Source organism: Micromonospora echinaurantiaca (genome assembly GCF_900090235.1).
GTDB lineage: Bacteria > Actinomycetota > Actinomycetes > Mycobacteriales > Micromonosporaceae > Micromonospora > Micromonospora echinaurantiaca.
Genome location: NZ_LT607750.1, coordinates 583,083 through 597,986, shown reverse-complemented (window position 1 = coordinate 597,986; position 14,904 = coordinate 583,083). Strand labels below are relative to the sequence as shown.

The 14,904-nt window shown below is 73.5% G+C and carries 15 protein-coding genes; 6 read left to right on the top strand and 9 right to left on the bottom strand.

Going from position 1 to position 14,904, the window contains the following annotated elements; all coding sequences use genetic code 11:
* Positions 1-88 precede the first annotated feature (88 nt).
* The 8 genes from GA0070609_RS02760 to GA0070609_RS02725 form a co-directional block, all read right to left on the bottom strand.
* On the bottom strand, positions 89-862 hold the full coding sequence (locus GA0070609_RS02760; protein WP_088992335.1) for a 2-keto-4-pentenoate hydratase: 774 nt from the start codon (positions 860-862) through the stop codon (positions 89-91).
* Positions 859-1,914, bottom strand: a complete 1,056-nt coding sequence (gene dmpG, locus GA0070609_RS02755; RefSeq protein WP_088992334.1) for a 4-hydroxy-2-oxovalerate aldolase — start codon at positions 1,912-1,914, stop codon at positions 859-861. Before dmpG ends, GA0070609_RS02760 begins: the two co-directional genes overlap by 4 nt.
* Positions 1,911-2,855, bottom strand: a complete 945-nt coding sequence (locus tag GA0070609_RS02750; RefSeq protein WP_088992333.1) for an acetaldehyde dehydrogenase (acetylating) — start codon at positions 2,853-2,855, stop codon at positions 1,911-1,913. Before GA0070609_RS02750 ends, dmpG begins: the two co-directional genes overlap by 4 nt.
* A 44-nt stretch (positions 2,856-2,899) precedes the next feature.
* Entirely contained in the window at positions 2,900-3,697 is a 798-nt protein-coding gene (locus GA0070609_RS02745) for a 2-keto-4-pentenoate hydratase (RefSeq protein WP_088992332.1), read from the bottom strand.
* Between the two features lie 156 nt (positions 3,698-3,853).
* Positions 3,854-5,335, bottom strand: a complete 1,482-nt coding sequence (locus GA0070609_RS02740; RefSeq protein WP_088997449.1) for a 2-hydroxymuconic semialdehyde dehydrogenase — start codon at positions 5,333-5,335, stop codon at positions 3,854-3,856.
* Positions 5,336-5,361: 26 nt separating this feature from the next.
* The gene (locus GA0070609_RS02735; RefSeq protein WP_088997448.1) at positions 5,362-6,693 is read right to left on the bottom strand and encodes an FAD-dependent oxidoreductase; all 1,332 of its coding nucleotides are present in this window, start codon (positions 6,691-6,693) and stop codon (positions 5,362-5,364) included.
* Positions 6,694-6,713: 20 nt separating this feature from the next.
* Positions 6,714-8,012: a kynureninase gene (gene kynU / locus GA0070609_RS02730; protein WP_088997447.1), complete on the bottom strand. Its 1,299-nt coding sequence runs from the start codon at positions 8,010-8,012 to the stop codon at positions 6,714-6,716.
* Between the two features lie 14 nt (positions 8,013-8,026).
* Entirely contained in the window at positions 8,027-8,962 is a 936-nt protein-coding gene (locus GA0070609_RS02725) for a tryptophan 2,3-dioxygenase (protein WP_408630628.1), read from the bottom strand.
* Positions 8,963-9,075: 113 nt separating this feature from the next.
* Here GA0070609_RS02725 and GA0070609_RS02720 point away from each other — a divergent pair, with 113 nt between their 5' ends.
* The 3 genes from GA0070609_RS02720 to GA0070609_RS02710 all read left to right on the top strand — a co-directional run bounded on the left by GA0070609_RS02720 (position 9,076) and on the right by GA0070609_RS02710 (position 11,016).
* Positions 9,076-9,543: an Lrp/AsnC family transcriptional regulator gene (locus GA0070609_RS02720; RefSeq protein ID WP_088992330.1), complete on the top strand. Its 468-nt coding sequence runs from the start codon at positions 9,076-9,078 to the stop codon at positions 9,541-9,543.
* 85 nt (positions 9,544-9,628) lie between these two features.
* On the top strand, positions 9,629-10,168 hold the full coding sequence (locus tag GA0070609_RS02715) for a hypothetical protein (RefSeq protein ID WP_408630627.1): 540 nt from the start codon (positions 9,629-9,631) through the stop codon (positions 10,166-10,168).
* A gap of 11 nt (positions 10,169-10,179) precedes the next feature.
* A complete protein-coding gene (locus tag GA0070609_RS02710) occupies positions 10,180-11,016 on the top strand; it encodes a class F sortase (protein WP_088992329.1) in 837 nt (278 codons plus the stop codon).
* Between the two features lie 6 nt (positions 11,017-11,022).
* Here the strand turns inward: GA0070609_RS02710 and GA0070609_RS02705 are convergent, their stop codons facing one another.
* A complete protein-coding gene (locus tag GA0070609_RS02705) occupies positions 11,023-11,556 on the bottom strand; it encodes an HNH endonuclease (RefSeq protein ID WP_088997445.1) in 534 nt (177 codons plus the stop codon).
* 379 nt (positions 11,557-11,935) lie between these two features.
* Between GA0070609_RS02705 and GA0070609_RS02700 the strand changes: the two genes are divergently transcribed.
* The 3 genes from GA0070609_RS02700 to GA0070609_RS02690 all read left to right on the top strand — a co-directional run bounded on the left by GA0070609_RS02700 (position 11,936) and on the right by GA0070609_RS02690 (position 14,863).
* Positions 11,936-12,622 (top strand): HEAT repeat domain-containing protein, encoded by a 687-nt coding sequence (locus tag GA0070609_RS02700; RefSeq protein ID WP_088992328.1) that lies wholly within the window; start codon positions 11,936-11,938, stop codon positions 12,620-12,622.
* Complete coding sequence (locus GA0070609_RS02695; RefSeq protein ID WP_088992327.1) at positions 12,616-13,671, top strand: HEAT repeat domain-containing protein; 1,056 nt, start codon at positions 12,616-12,618, stop codon at positions 13,669-13,671. The genes GA0070609_RS02700 and GA0070609_RS02695 overlap by 7 nt, the downstream gene beginning before the upstream one ends.
* Positions 13,672-13,816: 145 nt before the next feature.
* Positions 13,817-14,863 carry a mechanosensitive ion channel family protein gene (locus GA0070609_RS02690; protein ID WP_231928509.1) on the top strand — a complete coding sequence of 349 codons (1,047 nt, stop codon included), beginning with the start codon at positions 13,817-13,819 and terminating at the stop codon, positions 14,861-14,863.
* Positions 14,864-14,904 lie beyond the last annotated feature (41 nt).

The window sequence follows — 14,904 nt, the reverse complement described above, 5'->3', positions numbered from 1 at the left end:
GAACCCCCCACACCGCCCACGACGACCCCGCCGCCCACGACGACCCCGCCACCCACGACGACCCCGCCGCCCACGACGTGCCGCCCGATCACGACGCCGCCCGGAGCGACGCGGTGCCGAGCTTCTCGACGACGGCCCGGACGTGGGCACCCGGACGCAGCGGCACCGCGGCGGTCGCCGCGCCGGCCAGGAAGACCCAGCCGGAGTGCATCCGCACCCCGTGCCGGCCGGCCAGCCGGATCCCCTCGTCCAACGCCCGGCGCGGATCGCCGAGGATGGCCGCGGTCGACCCGACCTGCGCCACCCGGCCGTCGACCTCCAACAGCACGCCGAGGTTGTCCAGCCCGTCCGGCACCGGTGACCACGGGCCGACCACGAACGCGGCGGCCGAGGTGTTGTCGGCGATCACGTCCGGCAGCGAGAAGGTGAAGTTGGCGTACCGGGAGTCGATCAACTCGATGGCCGGCGCGACCGCACGGACCGCGTCCCGGAACTCGCCGACCGGCTCGCCCGGCTGGGGCAGCCGGTCCAGCAGGAACGCCACCTCCGGCTCGACCCGCGGGTGGATGTAGTCGGCCGGGTCGACGGTGCCCCCGTCGGGCACCCGCATCACGTCGGTGAGCCGGCCCCAGATCACCTCGTCCACGCCGACCTGGGCCATCTTCGCCTTGCTGGTGAGCCCCATCTTCAGCCCGACCAGCCGCTCGCCCCGGTCGATCCGGCGTTGCAGCAGCGCGGTCTGCACCGCGTACGCGCCGTCGACGTCCAACCCGGTCTCGGCGGCGAGCTGCGGGATGGCGGTGGCGGTGTCCGCCGCCGCACCCAACCGTTCGGCGATCCCGGCGGTGTCCGGCCCGATCACGACTCCTCCTTGCCGGCGAGGTCCAGCGCCACGTCCACGATCATGTCCTCCTGGCCGCCCACCATCCGGCGCCGGCCCAGCTCGACCAGGATCGACCGGACGTCCACGCCGTACTTCGCCGAGGCGCGCTCGGCGTGCCGCAGGAAGCTGGAGTAGACCCCGGCGTACCCCAGCGAGAGCGTCTCCCGGTCGACCTGCACCGGCCGGTCCTGCAACGGGCGGACCAGGTCGTCGGCCGCGTCCATCAGGGCGAACACGTCGCAGCCGTGCTTCCAGCCGTGCAGCTCGGCGACCGCGACGAAGACCTCCAGCGGGGCGTTGCCGGCCCCGGCGCCCTGGCCGGCCAGCGAGGCGTCCACCCGCACGGTCCGCCCGTGCGGCGACCCGAGCGGCCCGGTGCCGAGGATCCGGCCGTGCTCGACCGCCACCACGCTGTTGGCCACGCCCAGCGACAGGTTGTGGTGCGCGTGGATGCCGATCTGCGTCTCCGGCTCCAGCACCTGCCGGTACGCGTCGATCCGCTCGGCCACGTCGGACATCAGCAGCCGGCCGCCGGAGTCGGTGACGTAGACGCAGTGCGCCCCGTACGACTCCATCAGCTTGGCCTGCCCGGCCAGCCCGGCCGGGTCGTTCATGTGCGACATCATGAGGAAGCCGGAGACGTCCATGCCGTTCTCCCGGGCCCAGGAGATGTGCTGGGCCGAGATGTCCGCCTCGGTGCAGTGGGTGGCGATCCGTACGCTGGTCACCCCGAGCGCCTTGGCCGCCTTCAGGTCGGCGATGGTGCCGATGCCGGGCAGCAGCAGCGTGGTGAGCTTCGCGTTGGTCATCACCTCGGCGGCCGCCGCGATCCACTCGGCGTCGCTGGCCGCGCCGTGGCCGTAGTTGACGCTGGAGCCGGCGAGGCCGTCGCCGTGCGCCACCTCGATGGCGGCCACCCCGGCCGCGTCCAGCGCGGCGGCGATGGTGCGCACCTGTTCGACGGTGTAGCGGTGGGCGATGGCGTGCATGCCGTCGCGCAGCGTCACGTCCTGGATGTAGAGATCGGTCATCGCGCGGCCACCTCCGTCGTGGGCGCGGCCCGCAGGGCGACCAGCCGCTCGGCGGTCCGCAGCGCGGCCGAGGTCATGATGTCCAGGTTCCCGGCGTACGCGGGCAGGTAGTGCCCGGCGCCGGAGACCTCCAGGAAGACCGAGACCTGCAACCCGGTCAGGTGCCGACCCAGCGCCGGCACGTAGCTGTCCACCCGGTCGAACTGCACGTCCTGCTTGAGCCGGTAGCCGGGGACGTAGTCCTGGACGGTCGCCACCATCGCGGCGACGGAGGCGGCGATCGCTGCCCGGTCGGCGTCGGCGTCCGGGCAGAGGCAGTAGACGGTGTCCCGCATCAGCAGCGGCGGGTCGGCCGGGTTCAGCACGATGATCGCCTTGCCCCGCTCGGCGCCGCCGACCACCTCGATCGCCCGGGCGGTGGTCTCGGTGAACTCGTCGATGTTGGCCCGGGTGCCCGGCCCGGCCGACTTGGACGCGATCGAGGCGACGATCTCCCCGTACGCCACCGGGGTCACCCGGCCGACCGCGGCGACGATCGGCACGGTGGCCTGCCCGCCGCAGGTGACCATGTTGACGTTGGTCTCGTGCAGGTGCTCGTCCAGGTTGACCGGCGGCACCACGTACGGGCCGATGGCGGCCGGGGTCAGGTCGATCAGCGTCCGGCCGTGCGCGCGCAGCACCTCGTGGTGGCGCCGGTGCGCCCCGGCCGAGGTGGCGTCGAAGACCAGTTCGACGTCGGCGAACTCGGGCATCGCCACCAGGCCGTCCACGCCGTCGGCGGTGGTGGCCACGCCGAGCCGCCGGGCCCGGGCCAGGCCGTCCGACCCGGGGTCGATGCCGGCCATCGCCACCATCCGCAGCGACTCGGAGAGCCGCAGCACCTTGATCATCAGGTCGGTGCCGATGTTGCCGGACCCGAGCACCGCCACCCCGACGGTCATGCCGTGCCCTCCGTTCGCGCGGCTCGCGGACTCACTCGGCGCGCTCACGACGCCCCCTCCGACGACGAGAAACAGGTCCGGACGGAGCCGAGGCCGGAGATCCGGGCCTCGTACGCCGCGCCGGGGGTGACCGGCACCATCGGGCCGAGCGCCCCGGAGAGCACCACGTCACCGGCGCGCAGCGGGTCGCCGGAGCGGGCCATCGTGCGGGCCAGCCACTCCAGCGCGTGCAGCGGGTTGCCCAGGCAGGCCGCCCCGGCGCCGACCGAGACCGGCTCCCCCGCGTGTTCCAGCACCATCCCGCAGAGCCGCAGGTCCACGTCGGTGAGCCGGCGCGGCGTGGTGCCGAGCACGAACAGCCCGCTGGAGGCGTTGTCGGCGACGGTGTCCACGATGGAGATGTCCCAGCCGGCGACCCGGGAGTCGACGATCTCGATCGCCGGCAGCACGTGGTCGACCGCGCGGGTCAGGTCGGCCGTGGTGACCCGCTCGTCGGGCAGGTCGGCGCCGAGCACGAAGGCGACCTCCGCCTCCACCCGGGGCTGGAGCAGCCGGTCCAGGCCGATTTCCGCACCGTCGGGCACCGCCATGCTGTCCAGCAGCACGCCGAAGTCCGGCTGGTACACGCCGAAGCTCTCCTGCACCGCCCGGGAGGTCAGCCCGATCTTCGCGCCGACCCGCCGGTGGCCGCGCTGCAGCCACTGCCGCACCTGGAGCTGCTGCACCACGTACGCGGACGTGACGTCCCCCTCGGGCAGCAGCCGCTCGCGCAGCGGTGGGCAGGGCTTGCCGCTCTCCCGCGCCGTGACCAGTTCCCGGGCCGCGGCCTCGTAATCGCTCATGTCGGCTCCCCGCTTCGCTCGGAGCCGACTTGAGGCTCCACCGCACTGCGCCTGATGATTCGCTCGCTGCGCTCGCTCATGTCGGCACTCCGCTTCGCTCCGTGCCGCCATGAGGCTCCACCGCACTGCACCTGATGATTCGCTCGCTGCGCTCGCTCATGACAGGTCCACGCAGACGTTGGTGAGTTCGGAGTAGAAGTCCAGCGAGTGCAGGCCGCCCTCGCGCCCGATGCCGGACGCCTTCACCCCGCCGAACGGGGTGCGCAGGTCGCGCAGGAACCAGGTGTTCACCCAGACGATGCCGGCGTCCAGCCGGGCCCCGGCCCGGTGCGCGCGGCCGACGTCCCGGGTCCACACCGTCGCGGCCAGTCCGTACTCGGTGCCGTTGGCCAGCGCGTACGCCTCCTCCTCGGTGTCGAACGGGGCCACGTGCACCACCGGACCGAAGATCTCCTCGCGGTTGGTCCGGGCGTCCGGGCCGAGCCCGGTGAGCACCGTCGGCTGCACGTACGCCCCGCCGTCGCGGGCGTCGCCGAACGCCGGCACCCCGCCGCCGGTCAGCACCTCGGCGCCCTCGGTGCGGGCCAGGGCGTAGTGGCCGAGCACCTTGTCCCGGTGGGTGTGCGAGATCAGCGGCATGTTCACCGTGGCCTCGTCGGCCGGCCACCCGTACGCCAGGTCCGCGGCCCGCTTCGCCAGCCGCTCGGTGAACTCGGCGAAGACCGGCCGCTGCACGTAGACGCGCTCGGTACAGAGGCAGACCTGGCCGCCGTTGGTGAAGCTGGACCGGACCGAGCCGGCCACCGCCGCGTCCAGGTCGGCGTCGGCGAAGACCAGCCCGGCGTTCTTGCCGCCGAGCTCGAAGGAGACCGCCTTCACCCCGTCGGCGGCGGCCCGCATGATGGCGCTGCCGGTGGCCGACTCGCCGGTGAAGGTGATCGCGTCGACGTCCGGGTGCCGGGTGAGGAACTCCCCGGCCGAGTCCGGGCCGAAGCCGTGCACCAGGTTGAAGACCCCGGCCGGCACCCCGGCCGCGGCCATCACCTCGGCGAGCAGCGCCGCCGAGGCGGGCGTCTCCTCGCTCGGCTTCACCACCACCGCGTTGCCGCAGGCCAGCGCCGGGGCGACCTTCCAGGTGAGGAGCAGCAGCGGCAGGTTCCACGGCACGATGACCGCGACCACGCCGACCGGCTTGCGGACGGCGTAGTTCAGCGCCCGGCCGCCGGTCGGGGTGACCGTGGTGAACGACTCCGTCGGCGCGGTCGCCACGATCTCGGCGAAGGCCCGGAAGTTGGCCGCCCCGCGCGGGATGTCCAGGGTGCGGGCCTGCGAGATGGCCTTGCCGGTGTCGGCCACCTCGGCGGTGACCAGGTCGTCGAAGCGACGTTCCAGCTCGTCGGCGACCCGGCGCAGCACCTCGGCCCGCTCCCGCTCGCCCATCCGACCCCACGGCCCGCGCAGCGCCGCCCGGGCGGCGGCCACCGCGTCGTCCACCGTGGACCGGTCGGCCTCGGCCACCTCGAAGACCGGTTCCCCGGTCACCGGGCTGGCTTTGGTGAAGGTCCTGCCGGCCGCGACGAACTCGCCGCCGACGAAGTTGCGCAGCAGGCCCGGCCCGGCCGGCGCGTGACCGGTCATCAACCGGGGATCCCAGACCGTCGTCATCAGCGCCTCCCTCGGCTGACCGCGGCACCGACCGCACCAACCAGCGCCGCCACCGCACCCGCGGCCACCGCCCCCAGCACCCGGTGCTGCCGGCGCACCCGCCGCCGCACCTCCGCGTACGGGGTGGTGGAGAACGAGACCAGCTCGTACTGCGAAACGTACCGGCCGGGCAGCGCCCGTTCCAGTGCGTGCTCCACCCGCCGCCACAGCTGGAACACCGGCGAGGCGACCTTGTCCCGCATCTCCACGAAGTTGGTCAGCGCCATCCGGGCGATCGCCTCGGCGTTGTCCTGCCGGCGCTGCTGGAACAGCGGCAGCGCGGCCGCCCAGTCGTCGGCGCAGTCGTCCAGGCAGCGGTCCAGCTCCACCACATCCTCGAACGCGCAGTTCGCGCCCTGGCCGTAGAACGGCACGATGGCGTGCGCCGCGTCGCCGAGCAGGCCGACCTTGCCGCCCACCTGCCACGGGGTGCAGCGCACCGTGCCGAGCACGCCGACCGGGTTGTGCTGGTAGTCGTCGACCAGGTTCGGCGCCAGCGGCGGCAGGTCCGGGTAGTGGGTGGCGAAGTGCCGCTCGATCGCGGCCGGGCTGCCCAGCGAGGCGAAGCTGGCGGTGCCGTGGGTGGGCCAGAAGAGCGTGCAGGTGAACGACCGGTCCGGGTTGGGCAGGGCGATCATCATCGAGGTGCCGCGCGGCCAGATGTGCAGCGCCTCGGGGTCGAGGGCGAAGTCGCCGCCCAGCGGCGGGATGGTCAGCTCCTTGTAGCCGTAGTCGAGGAAGTCGAGGCTCTCGGTGAGCAGGCCGTGGCCGAGCAACTGGCCGCGTACCGCCGAACCGGCGCCGTCGGCGCCGAGCACGACCGGCGCGACGGCGGTCGTCTTGCCCGTCGGCGTCTCGAAGGTCATCTCCCCGGTTGCCGGGTCGAGGCCGACCAGCCGGTGGTCGAAGGCGATCCGCACCTCGGGCAGCGCGGCCGCGGCGTCCAGCAGGGCGTTGTTCAGCGCGCCCCGGCTGATCGAGTTGATCGCCAGCGTGCCGGCCGCGCTGTACGACTGGAACTGCGGCTCGCCGTCAACCGGGTGGATCATGCGGCCGCGCATCGGCAGCGCGTCCGCCATCACCTGCTCGGCCAGCCCGATCCGGCGCAGCGCGTCCAGGCCGCGCTCGGAGAGCGCCAGGTTGATCGAGCGACCCCGCTCGACCCGCCCGGTACGCGGGTCGGGCCGCCGCTCGTAGAGCGCCACCCGGTAGCCGCGCCGGGCCAGGAAGCAGGCCAGCAGGCAGCCGGCCAGCCCGGCGCCGACCACCGCGATCTCGTCCCGCTCGGTCATGCCGGAACTCGGCAGCGTGCTCATGCCGGCACCTCCCCGACGGTCGCGGCGAGCGCCGTGGCGACCCGCCAGCAGTCGTGGTACGTGGAGTAGAGCGGCACCGGGGCGAACCGGACCACGTCCGGCTCCCGGGCGTCGGCGATCACGCCGTGCTCGTGGCGCAGCCGCTTGGTCAGCTCGGCCGCGCTGCCGGCGCCGATCCGCACGGACAGCTGGCAACCGCGGCGCTCCGGCTCGCGCGGGGTGACCACGGTCAGCGGCCGGGTCACGGTCACCTCGTCGAGCAGCCGCTCCAGGTAGCCGGTGAGCCGGACGCTGCGCTCGCGCAGGGCGGTCATGCCGACCGCGTCGAAGATCTCCAGCGAGGTCCGCACCGGGCCCATCGCGAAGATCGGCGGGTTGGAGATCTGCCAGGCCTCCACGGTGGCCGGTGGCCGGGAGACCGGGGTCATCTCGAACCGGGTGGCCGCCTCGGTGCTCCACCAGCCCTCGAAGCGCGGCAGGCCCGGGTCACCGAGGTGTCGCTCGTGGACGAAGACGCCGGCCAGCGCGCCGGGGCCGGAGTTGAGGTACTTGTACGAGCACCACGCGGCGAAGTCGACGTCCCAGTCGTGCAGGGCGAGCGGGACGTTGCCGGCGGCGTGCGCCAGGTCCCAGCCGACCACCGCTCCGGCGGCCCGGCCGGCGGCGGTGATCGCCGGGATGTCCATCAGCTCGCCGGTGAGGTAGTTGACCCCGCCGAGCAGCACCAACGCCACCCGGTCGCCCTCGGCGGCGAGGTAGCCGGTGACGTCCTCGGTGCGCAGGGTGTCCTCGCCCGGGCGGGGCCGGAGCCGGACCACCGTCTCGTCGGGGTCGAGCCCGTGGAACCGAGCCTGGCTGCGCACCGCGTAGCTGTCCGAGGGGAAGGCGCTGTCCTCGATGACGATCCGGGTCCGGGCGCCGGCCGGCCGGTAGAAGCTGACCATCAGCAGGTGCAGGTTGACGGTGAGCGAGTTCATCACCACGGTCTCCGCGGGCCGGGCGCCGACCAGTCGCGCGGCCGGCCCGGTGAGCAGTTCGTGGTACGGCAACCAGGGCCGCTCCGCCTCCAGGTGCCCCTCGACGCCGAGCCGGCTCCAGGCGTCGAGGTCGGCGAGGAGTTCGGTGCGGGTGGCCCGGGGTTGCAGCCCGAGCGAGTTGCCGGCCAGGTAGGCCACCTCGGGGTACCGGCCGCCTTCGGCCGGCGGCACGTGGAACAGGTGGCGGTGGCCGGGGTCGGCGGCGTCGAGGCGCCGCGCCTCGGCCTCGCCGGCGGCGAGGGGTGCGGGGGTGTCCATGTCGCGTTCTCCGGTCACATCGCGGTCCGGGCCGACCACAGCTCGGGGAAGACCACCCGGGCCATGCTGCGCTGCAACCACGCCAGACCGGCGGAGCCGCCGCTGCCGACCTTGGCGCCCATTGTCCGCTGCACGGCCTTGATGTGGTGCTGCCGCCAGTCACCGAACTGCTCGGCCACCTCGGTCAGCGCCTCGCCCAGCAGCCGCAGGTGGTTCTCCGGTCCGGCGTCGGCGTAGATCCGCACCCAGGCCGCCTCCACCGCGGCGTGCGGCTCGTGCTCGACGGCCACGTCCCGCTCCAGCAGCTCGGCCGGGAGGTCGTGGCCGTGCCGGGCGAGCAGGGCGAGCACGTCGTCCCAGACGCTCGGCGCGGCCAGGGTGGCGGTCAGTTCGGCGTACACCTCGGTGTGCCGGCGGAACGGCCGGATCAGCGCCGGGTCCCGGAGCCCGAGCAGGAACTCCAGGTGGCGGTACATCGCCGACTGGAAGCCGGAGCCCTCGCCGAGCAGGTTGCGGAACCGGTTGAAGTCGGCCGGGGTCATCCAGCGCAGCCCCTTCCAGGCCGCGTTCAACCCCTCCAGGTGCAGGGCGGCGCGGCGCAGCGGGGCCAACGCGTCCCAGACCCGGTCGGCCCGCAGCAGCCGCTGGGTCTCCCGCAGCTCGTGGCAGGTGAGCTTGAAGTACAGCTCCATGATCTGGCTGACCACCAGGAACGACATCTCGCCCGGGTCGTCGCTGAGCGGTTCCTGCAACCGGTGCAGGGTGCTGGCCCGGACGTACGCGTCGTAGGGCACCCGCTCGGTGAACTCCAGCGTCGGCTTACCGCCGTTGCGCTGCGCCCGAGCGGCCCGCTGCTGCGGGGTGGTGGGGCGCACCACCGCGGCCGGCGCGGGCGCCGGCAGCTCCGTCTGCTTCACCTGTCGTCTCCTCCGTGAGCCGGGTGGCGACATGATCTCCCGGTCGCAGCACTGATCGGAATGCCTGTTCAACGGCGCTGCGCCGGGACGGCCTGCCGTTCCGAAGGCGGTTCGAAGGTTCCGGTTGGAGAACGTAAGGTCTGCTCATGGACGACATGGACTGGGCGCTGCTGCGCGAACTGCAGGCCGACGCGCGGCTCTCCTTCAGCGAGCTGTCCCGGCGGGTGCACCTGTCACCGCCCGCGGTGGCCGAGCGGGTCCGCCGGCTGGAGGAGTCCGGCATCATCACCGGCTACCACGCGCACGTCGACCTGACCCGGGCCGGACGCACAGTGGTCGCGCTGATCCGGATGTCCTGCTACGGCGCCCGGTGCATCCTGCACGACCCGGAGGTCGCCGACTGGCCGGAGATCCTGGAGATCCACCGGATCACCGGCGACGCGTGCAGCATGCTCAAGGTCGCGGCCGGCTCGATCGACGAGTTCGAGGCGGTGATCGACCGGCTCGCCCCGTACGGCCAGCCGTCCAGCACGATGGTGCTCTCCACCCCGCTGGACTGGCATCCGGTCACCCCGCTGCCGCCCGCCCACGGCCCCACCGCCCGCCGCCGCTGACCGGACCGGTTAGCCCCGCACGCAGGGGGAAAGCACGCCGGGTCGCCCCAGCAGGACCGGTACACCGGTGCCGGGAGGGAGGATCATGCGGGGTCTGCGACCGTACGGAGGCGTGCTCTGCGCCCCGTCGACCATCATCCGGCTGTTCGGGGTGTGTCTCCTGATCGGGGCTTTCGTCCTGGTCGGCGCGGCGCCGGCCCGGGCGGGCGAGAACGCCTTCGTCGAGGTGACGCCGAACAGCGTGCAGGCGGGCAGCCGGGTGAACATCCGGGCCAGCTGCGACGACGGCAACAACCGGGAGGCCGAGGTGCAGTCGGACGCGTTCGGCCGGGTGGTGCTCCGGCCGGACAACGGCTTCCTGACCGGCAAGGCGACCGTTCCGAACGGCAAGGAGCCCGGTGACTATCCGGTCAACCTGCGCTGCCAGAACAACAACACCGCCACCACCACGCTGACCGTGCTCGACATGGAACAGCCCACCAAGGGGCCGGCGACCGGGGGCGGGGGCACCTCCGACGGCCGGGGCACCGGCTCGCTGCTGCTGGTCGGCGGCGTCGCCGCGGTCGCCCTCGTGGTCGCCTTCGGGCTGTTCGGCAACCGTCGTCGGACCGGGGCCGGTTCCTGACCGCCGCCGCCATGGCCGGTTCTCGCGCGCGTAACCCGCGACCGGATCCGCGCCGGGCGGCCGCCCGGCGGGCGCTGCGGGCGTCCCGCCGGGTGGTGGTGGCCGCCACCGGCCGGCTGCGCCGGGTGGCCGGGCAGGCCGTCACGGCCAGCGTGGCCACGCCCGACCCGGCCGCCCAACCGCTGCCGCCCCGGCCGCGGCACCGCTGGGCCGCCGGCCGCCGGCTGGCCGACGCCGGGCCGGGGCTGCCGGTGCTGGTGATCGGCACCCTGATGGCGCTGATCATCGCGATGCTCGGGGTGGAGCGGGTCACCGGGATCCACGTCCTGCCCGACCGGTTCACCGCGGGCTTGCGGCCACCGCCGAAGAAGTTCCCGGTGCTGGCGGCCAGCCGACCGGTGGGCATCAGCAGCCAACCGATCGACCTGGCGGCGCCCGTGCACAACGTGGGCATCGCCCCGGACGGCAGCATCGCCGTGCCGGACGCCGCCCGCGCCCAGGAGGCCGGCTGGTACGACCAGGGCCCGACCCCGGGCCAGTACGGGCCGGCCGTCATCGTCGGGCACGTCGACACCAACACCGGACCGGCGGTGTTCCACCAGTTGCGTGAGCTGCGCGCCGGCGATCCGGTCGAGGTCAGCCGCGAGGACGGCTCGGTGGCGGTCTTCGAGGTGAACTCGGTGGAGCGGTTCGACAAGGAGCGGTTGCCGGTGGACGAGGTGTACGGCGACTTCAGCCGCCCCAACCTGCGCCTGATCACCTGTGGCGGACGCTGGATCGGCGGCGAGACCGGTTACGCCGACAACGTGGTGGTCTTCGCCACCCTGGTGCGGGCGCGCACCGGATGAGCGGGATCAGGCCGCCTCGGGCTCCCGCAGGTCGAGCCAGTCGGCCCAGCGCGGATCGGGGGCCCGGTGGCCCAGCACCCGCCAGGCGACGCCTTTCGGGGCGGCCGGCAGCGCGTGCAGTCGCCAACCCAGCTCGGCCGGGGTCTTGTCGCCCTTGGTGTGGTTGCATTTCGCGCAGGCCGCCACGACGTTCTCCCAGGCGTGCCGGCCACCCCGGCTGCGCGGGAAGACGTGGTCGATGGTCTCCGCCGGCCCTCGGCAGTACGCGCACCGCCAGCCGTCCCGGGCGAAGATCGCCCGGCGGGACAGTCCGACGTGGGTGCGGTAGGGCACCCGGACGAACCGGGTGAGCCGGACGACCGACGGCACCGGTAACGCGTTGCGGGCGCTGTGCAGGATGCCGTCGCCGTCGGCGACACAGACGGCCTTGGCGGAGAGCACGAGGATGGCGGCACGACGGACGGACACGACACACAGCGGCTCGTAGGTGGCGTTGAGGACCAGCGCGCCGGAGCCCACCGTGGGTCGTATGTCAGGCATCGCGCTCACCCTCCCGGTCCAGCGGCCCCCACCTCGCCACCATCGACCGGGATCGGGCACAGCGCTCACCGCGGCCGACGCCGGCCGGATCACCGACATCCGTTGCGCCAATAGTCCCTGATCGGAACCGGGATTGCACGTACTAATCTCTCTTCTGGTATGAGGATCATCCGTGCTGGCCTGGATCACCGTCCCGACCTGGGCGAACTCTCCACCTGCCCGACGGTGGTCGACGGTCGCCGCCGGCCTCGACCGGGCCGGGTCCACGCCCGATGATCTCCGGCCCGCCCTCCCCCGGCCGCACCTCCGGGCATCGCGCCGGCTTCATCCAGCGCGCTTGACATTGCCACTGTGACAAGGCCTTGACTGGCGGCCGGAGGTGGTCCCCATCGACTCGGCACACAGCGACTCCGAGAACCCGCGACTGCTGGACGCACTGGCCGCCGGCAACTCGTCGACGCGGCTGAAGGCGGCCCTGGCGATCGGTAGCCGGCCCGAGCCCGGCTTCGTCGACGTGCTCGTGGCACGGTGCGCGATCGAGCCGGACTTCTTCGTGCGCGACATGCTCACCTGGGCGCTGACCCGGCTCCCGGCGGAGATCACGGTGCCGAAGCTGCGCGCGGAACTCCGCTCCGCGCGGGCACAGGCCCGTAGCCAGGCGTTGCACACGCTGTCCAAGATCGGTGACCGGAGCGCGTGGCCGGCGATCACGCCGTCGCTGCTGCACGACACCGACGACGAGGTGGCGCGGACCGCATGGCGGGCGGCCGTCGTCCTGGTGCCCGACGAGGAGAAGGGGGCGCTGGCGGCGGAACTGGCGACGCAGTTCGGCCGCGGCGACCGGCAGGTACGGCTCAGTTTGAGCCGCGCCCTCGCCGCACTCGGCGACGTGGTCGAGCCGATCCTGCGAACGGCGATGGCGCACCACGACCCGACGGTGCGGGCGCACGCGGGCGCCACCGAGCGGCTCCTCCACGACCCGGATGCCGGATTCGACCTGGCCGTCGACGAAGCGACACGGGTCGTCGCGCTCGGTCCGCACCGGGAGGAGACCAGCGAGTGCTGATCGGTGAGGTGGCGCGCCGCTCGGGGGTGAGCGCCCGGATGCTCAGGCACTACGACTCCCTCGGGCTGGTGCAGCCGACGGGCCGCACCGTGGGTGGCTACCGGGAGTACACCCCCGACGACATCCGGCGGATCTTCTACGTGGAGGGTCTGCGGTCCCTGGGACTGTCGTTGCGTCAGGTCGCGCGCACTCTCGACGATCCCGGATTCACCCCGTCCGCGCTGGTCGGCGACCTGATCCGGAAGACCGAGGAACGACTGGACCGGGAGCACGAGCTGCTCGATCGGCTCCGTACGGTCGATGCGGCCGAGCCCGCCGGCTGGCAGGACGTCGCGCGCATCGTCGACCTCCTGCACGGGCTGGGTTCGCCGAGCGCCGCGCGGCGGCAGCAGGCCGCCCTGGCCCCGACCGAGCCCGCGGCGGTTCCCGCCGAGCTGTTGGCCACGGCGATCCTCACCGAATCCGATCCGAACGTCGCCGGGGCCCTGCGCTGGGCCCTCGCGCGAGCCGGCGGGGCCGGGGTGGCGAACCTGGCGTCCGGCCTGACCTCCGTCGACGTCGACGTCCGGCGGCGCGCGGCCCTCGCGCTCGCCGAGCTGCCCGACGGCGAGGCGACCGCGACGCTCACCGGCGCCCTCGGCGACCCGGACCCGACGGTCCGCGGCCATGCCGCTCTCGCCGTGGGAGCACGGGGCGGGACGCGAGCCGTCCCGACGCTCGTCGGCATGGTGGTCGAGGGCCGCAACGATGTCGAGGCGGCCGAGACCCTGGGCACGTTGGCGCGGGACGCGGCGTGGGCAGACCGGATCCTGGCGGCGCTGGTCGACGAGCTCGCCGCACACACCGCGGATCCGACGGTTCGGGTGCGCCTGACCCAGGCCCTCGCCGAACTGCCGGGCACCATCGCGCTGGCCACCCTCCGGCAACTGGCACACGACGACGACCGGCCCGTGGCGCTCGTCGCCTCGGCCCTCGTAACGGTGCTGGAGAACCGGTCGGACGAGCGGACCGGGGACGCCACGGCCGGTGGTTCCCACCGCCACGGCTGAGGCGCTGCGGCCCGACCGACGCCGTCACCCGACAGCACCCCGTGACGGTTGCGCACCTGTCGGTGGCCATGTCGGTGGGCGGCTCCGGTCACCCGGATGGTGGGTCGGCGCGGGCGGCCCGCCCGGGGTGCGGTACGAAGACATCGTGCGTACCGTCAACCTGCTCCACGCCGCGCCCACACCGAGCCCGGACCCATCGCCGAGCCCGGAGTGCCTGGAGGAGGCGCTCTGCAAGGCGGCCTGGGAGATCACCAACTCGGTGTGGTTCGCCGAGGGCAGTTACTGGATCCTGCTCAAGCCGCTGCGGATCGTGCTGATCCTGCTGCTGGCCGTCGCCGCCCGGTGGCTGGTGCACCGGACCATCCGCCGGCTGGTGCGCACCACCACCGCCGCCGGGGTGCCCACCATGCTGCGGCCGCTGCGCGAACGGATCCCCACCGCCGCGGCCGAGCCGGGCGAGTTCGTGCCGGAACGGCGGCGTCAGCGCGCCGAGGCGATCGGGTCGGTGCTGCGCAGCCTGAGCACGGCGTTCATCTTCGGCATCGCGCTGCTGATGGTGCTCAAGGAGTTCAGCTTCGACCTCGCCCCGCTGCTGGCCAGCGCCGGCATCGCCGGGGTGGCGCTCGGCTTCGGCGCGCAGAGTCTGGTCAAGGACCTGATCGCCGGCCTGTTCATGCTCATCGAGGACCAGTACGGCGTGGGCGACACGGTCGACCTGGGCGAGGCGACCGGGATGGTGGAGGCGGTCGGGCTCCGGGTCACCACCGTCCGGGACGGGCGCGGGGTGCTCTGGTACATCCGCAACGGCGAGATCATCCGCGTCGGCAACAAGAGCCAGGGTTGGGCCCTCGTCGTGGTCGACCTGCCGATCGGCTTCGCCGGCACCGAGGAGGCCAGCGCGGTGCTGCGTACCGCGGCCGCGTCGGTCGCGGTCGACCCCGAGCTGGCGCCGGAGATCGTGGAGGCGCCCGAGGTGCTCGGCGTGGAGCAGATGACGGTGGAGGGCGCGGTGATCCGGACCGTCGTCAAGACCACCGCCGACGGGCAGTTCGCGGTCGGCCGTGAACTGCGCCGCCGGCTGACCGAGGCGCTGGAGAACTCCGGGATCACCGCGCGGATCGCGGCGGCACGTCTCTACCCGGGGATGCCCGCCGGCGGTCCCGGCGAGACCGGTCAGGGCGGCGCCACCTGACGGTACGAATGACCGGGCAGCGCGGGGGTCTCGGGCCGGCC

Coding starts and splice junctions, on each gene's coding strand:
- dmpG (WP_088992334.1), bottom strand. CDS start 1,914: ATGACCGATCTCTACATCCAGGACGTGACGCTGCGCGACGGCATGCAC.
- GA0070609_RS02750 (WP_088992333.1), bottom strand. CDS start 2,855: ATGACCGTCGGGGTGGCGGTGCTCGGGTCCGGCAACATCGGCACCGAC.
- GA0070609_RS02745 (WP_088992332.1), bottom strand. CDS start 3,697: ATGAGCGATTACGAGGCCGCGGCCCGGGAACTGGTCACGGCGCGGGAG.
- GA0070609_RS02740 (WP_088997449.1), bottom strand. CDS start 5,335: ATGACCGGTCACGCGCCGGCCGGGCCGGGCCTGCTGCGCAACTTCGTC.
- GA0070609_RS02735 (WP_088997448.1), bottom strand. CDS start 6,693: ATGACCGAGCGGGACGAGATCGCGGTGGTCGGCGCCGGGCTGGCCGGC.
- kynU (WP_088997447.1), bottom strand. CDS start 8,012: ATGGACACCCCCGCACCCCTCGCCGCCGGCGAGGCCGAGGCGCGGCGC.
- GA0070609_RS02725 (WP_408630628.1), bottom strand. CDS start 8,962: ATGTCGCCACCCGGCTCACGGAGGAGACGACAGGTGAAGCAGACGGAG.
- GA0070609_RS02720 (WP_088992330.1), top strand. CDS start 9,076: ATGGACGACATGGACTGGGCGCTGCTGCGCGAACTGCAGGCCGACGCG.
- GA0070609_RS02715 (WP_408630627.1), top strand. CDS start 9,629: ATGCGGGGTCTGCGACCGTACGGAGGCGTGCTCTGCGCCCCGTCGACC.
- GA0070609_RS02710 (WP_088992329.1), top strand. CDS start 10,180: ATGGCCGGTTCTCGCGCGCGTAACCCGCGACCGGATCCGCGCCGGGCG.
- GA0070609_RS02705 (WP_088997445.1), bottom strand. CDS start 11,556: ATGCCTGACATACGACCCACGGTGGGCTCCGGCGCGCTGGTCCTCAAC.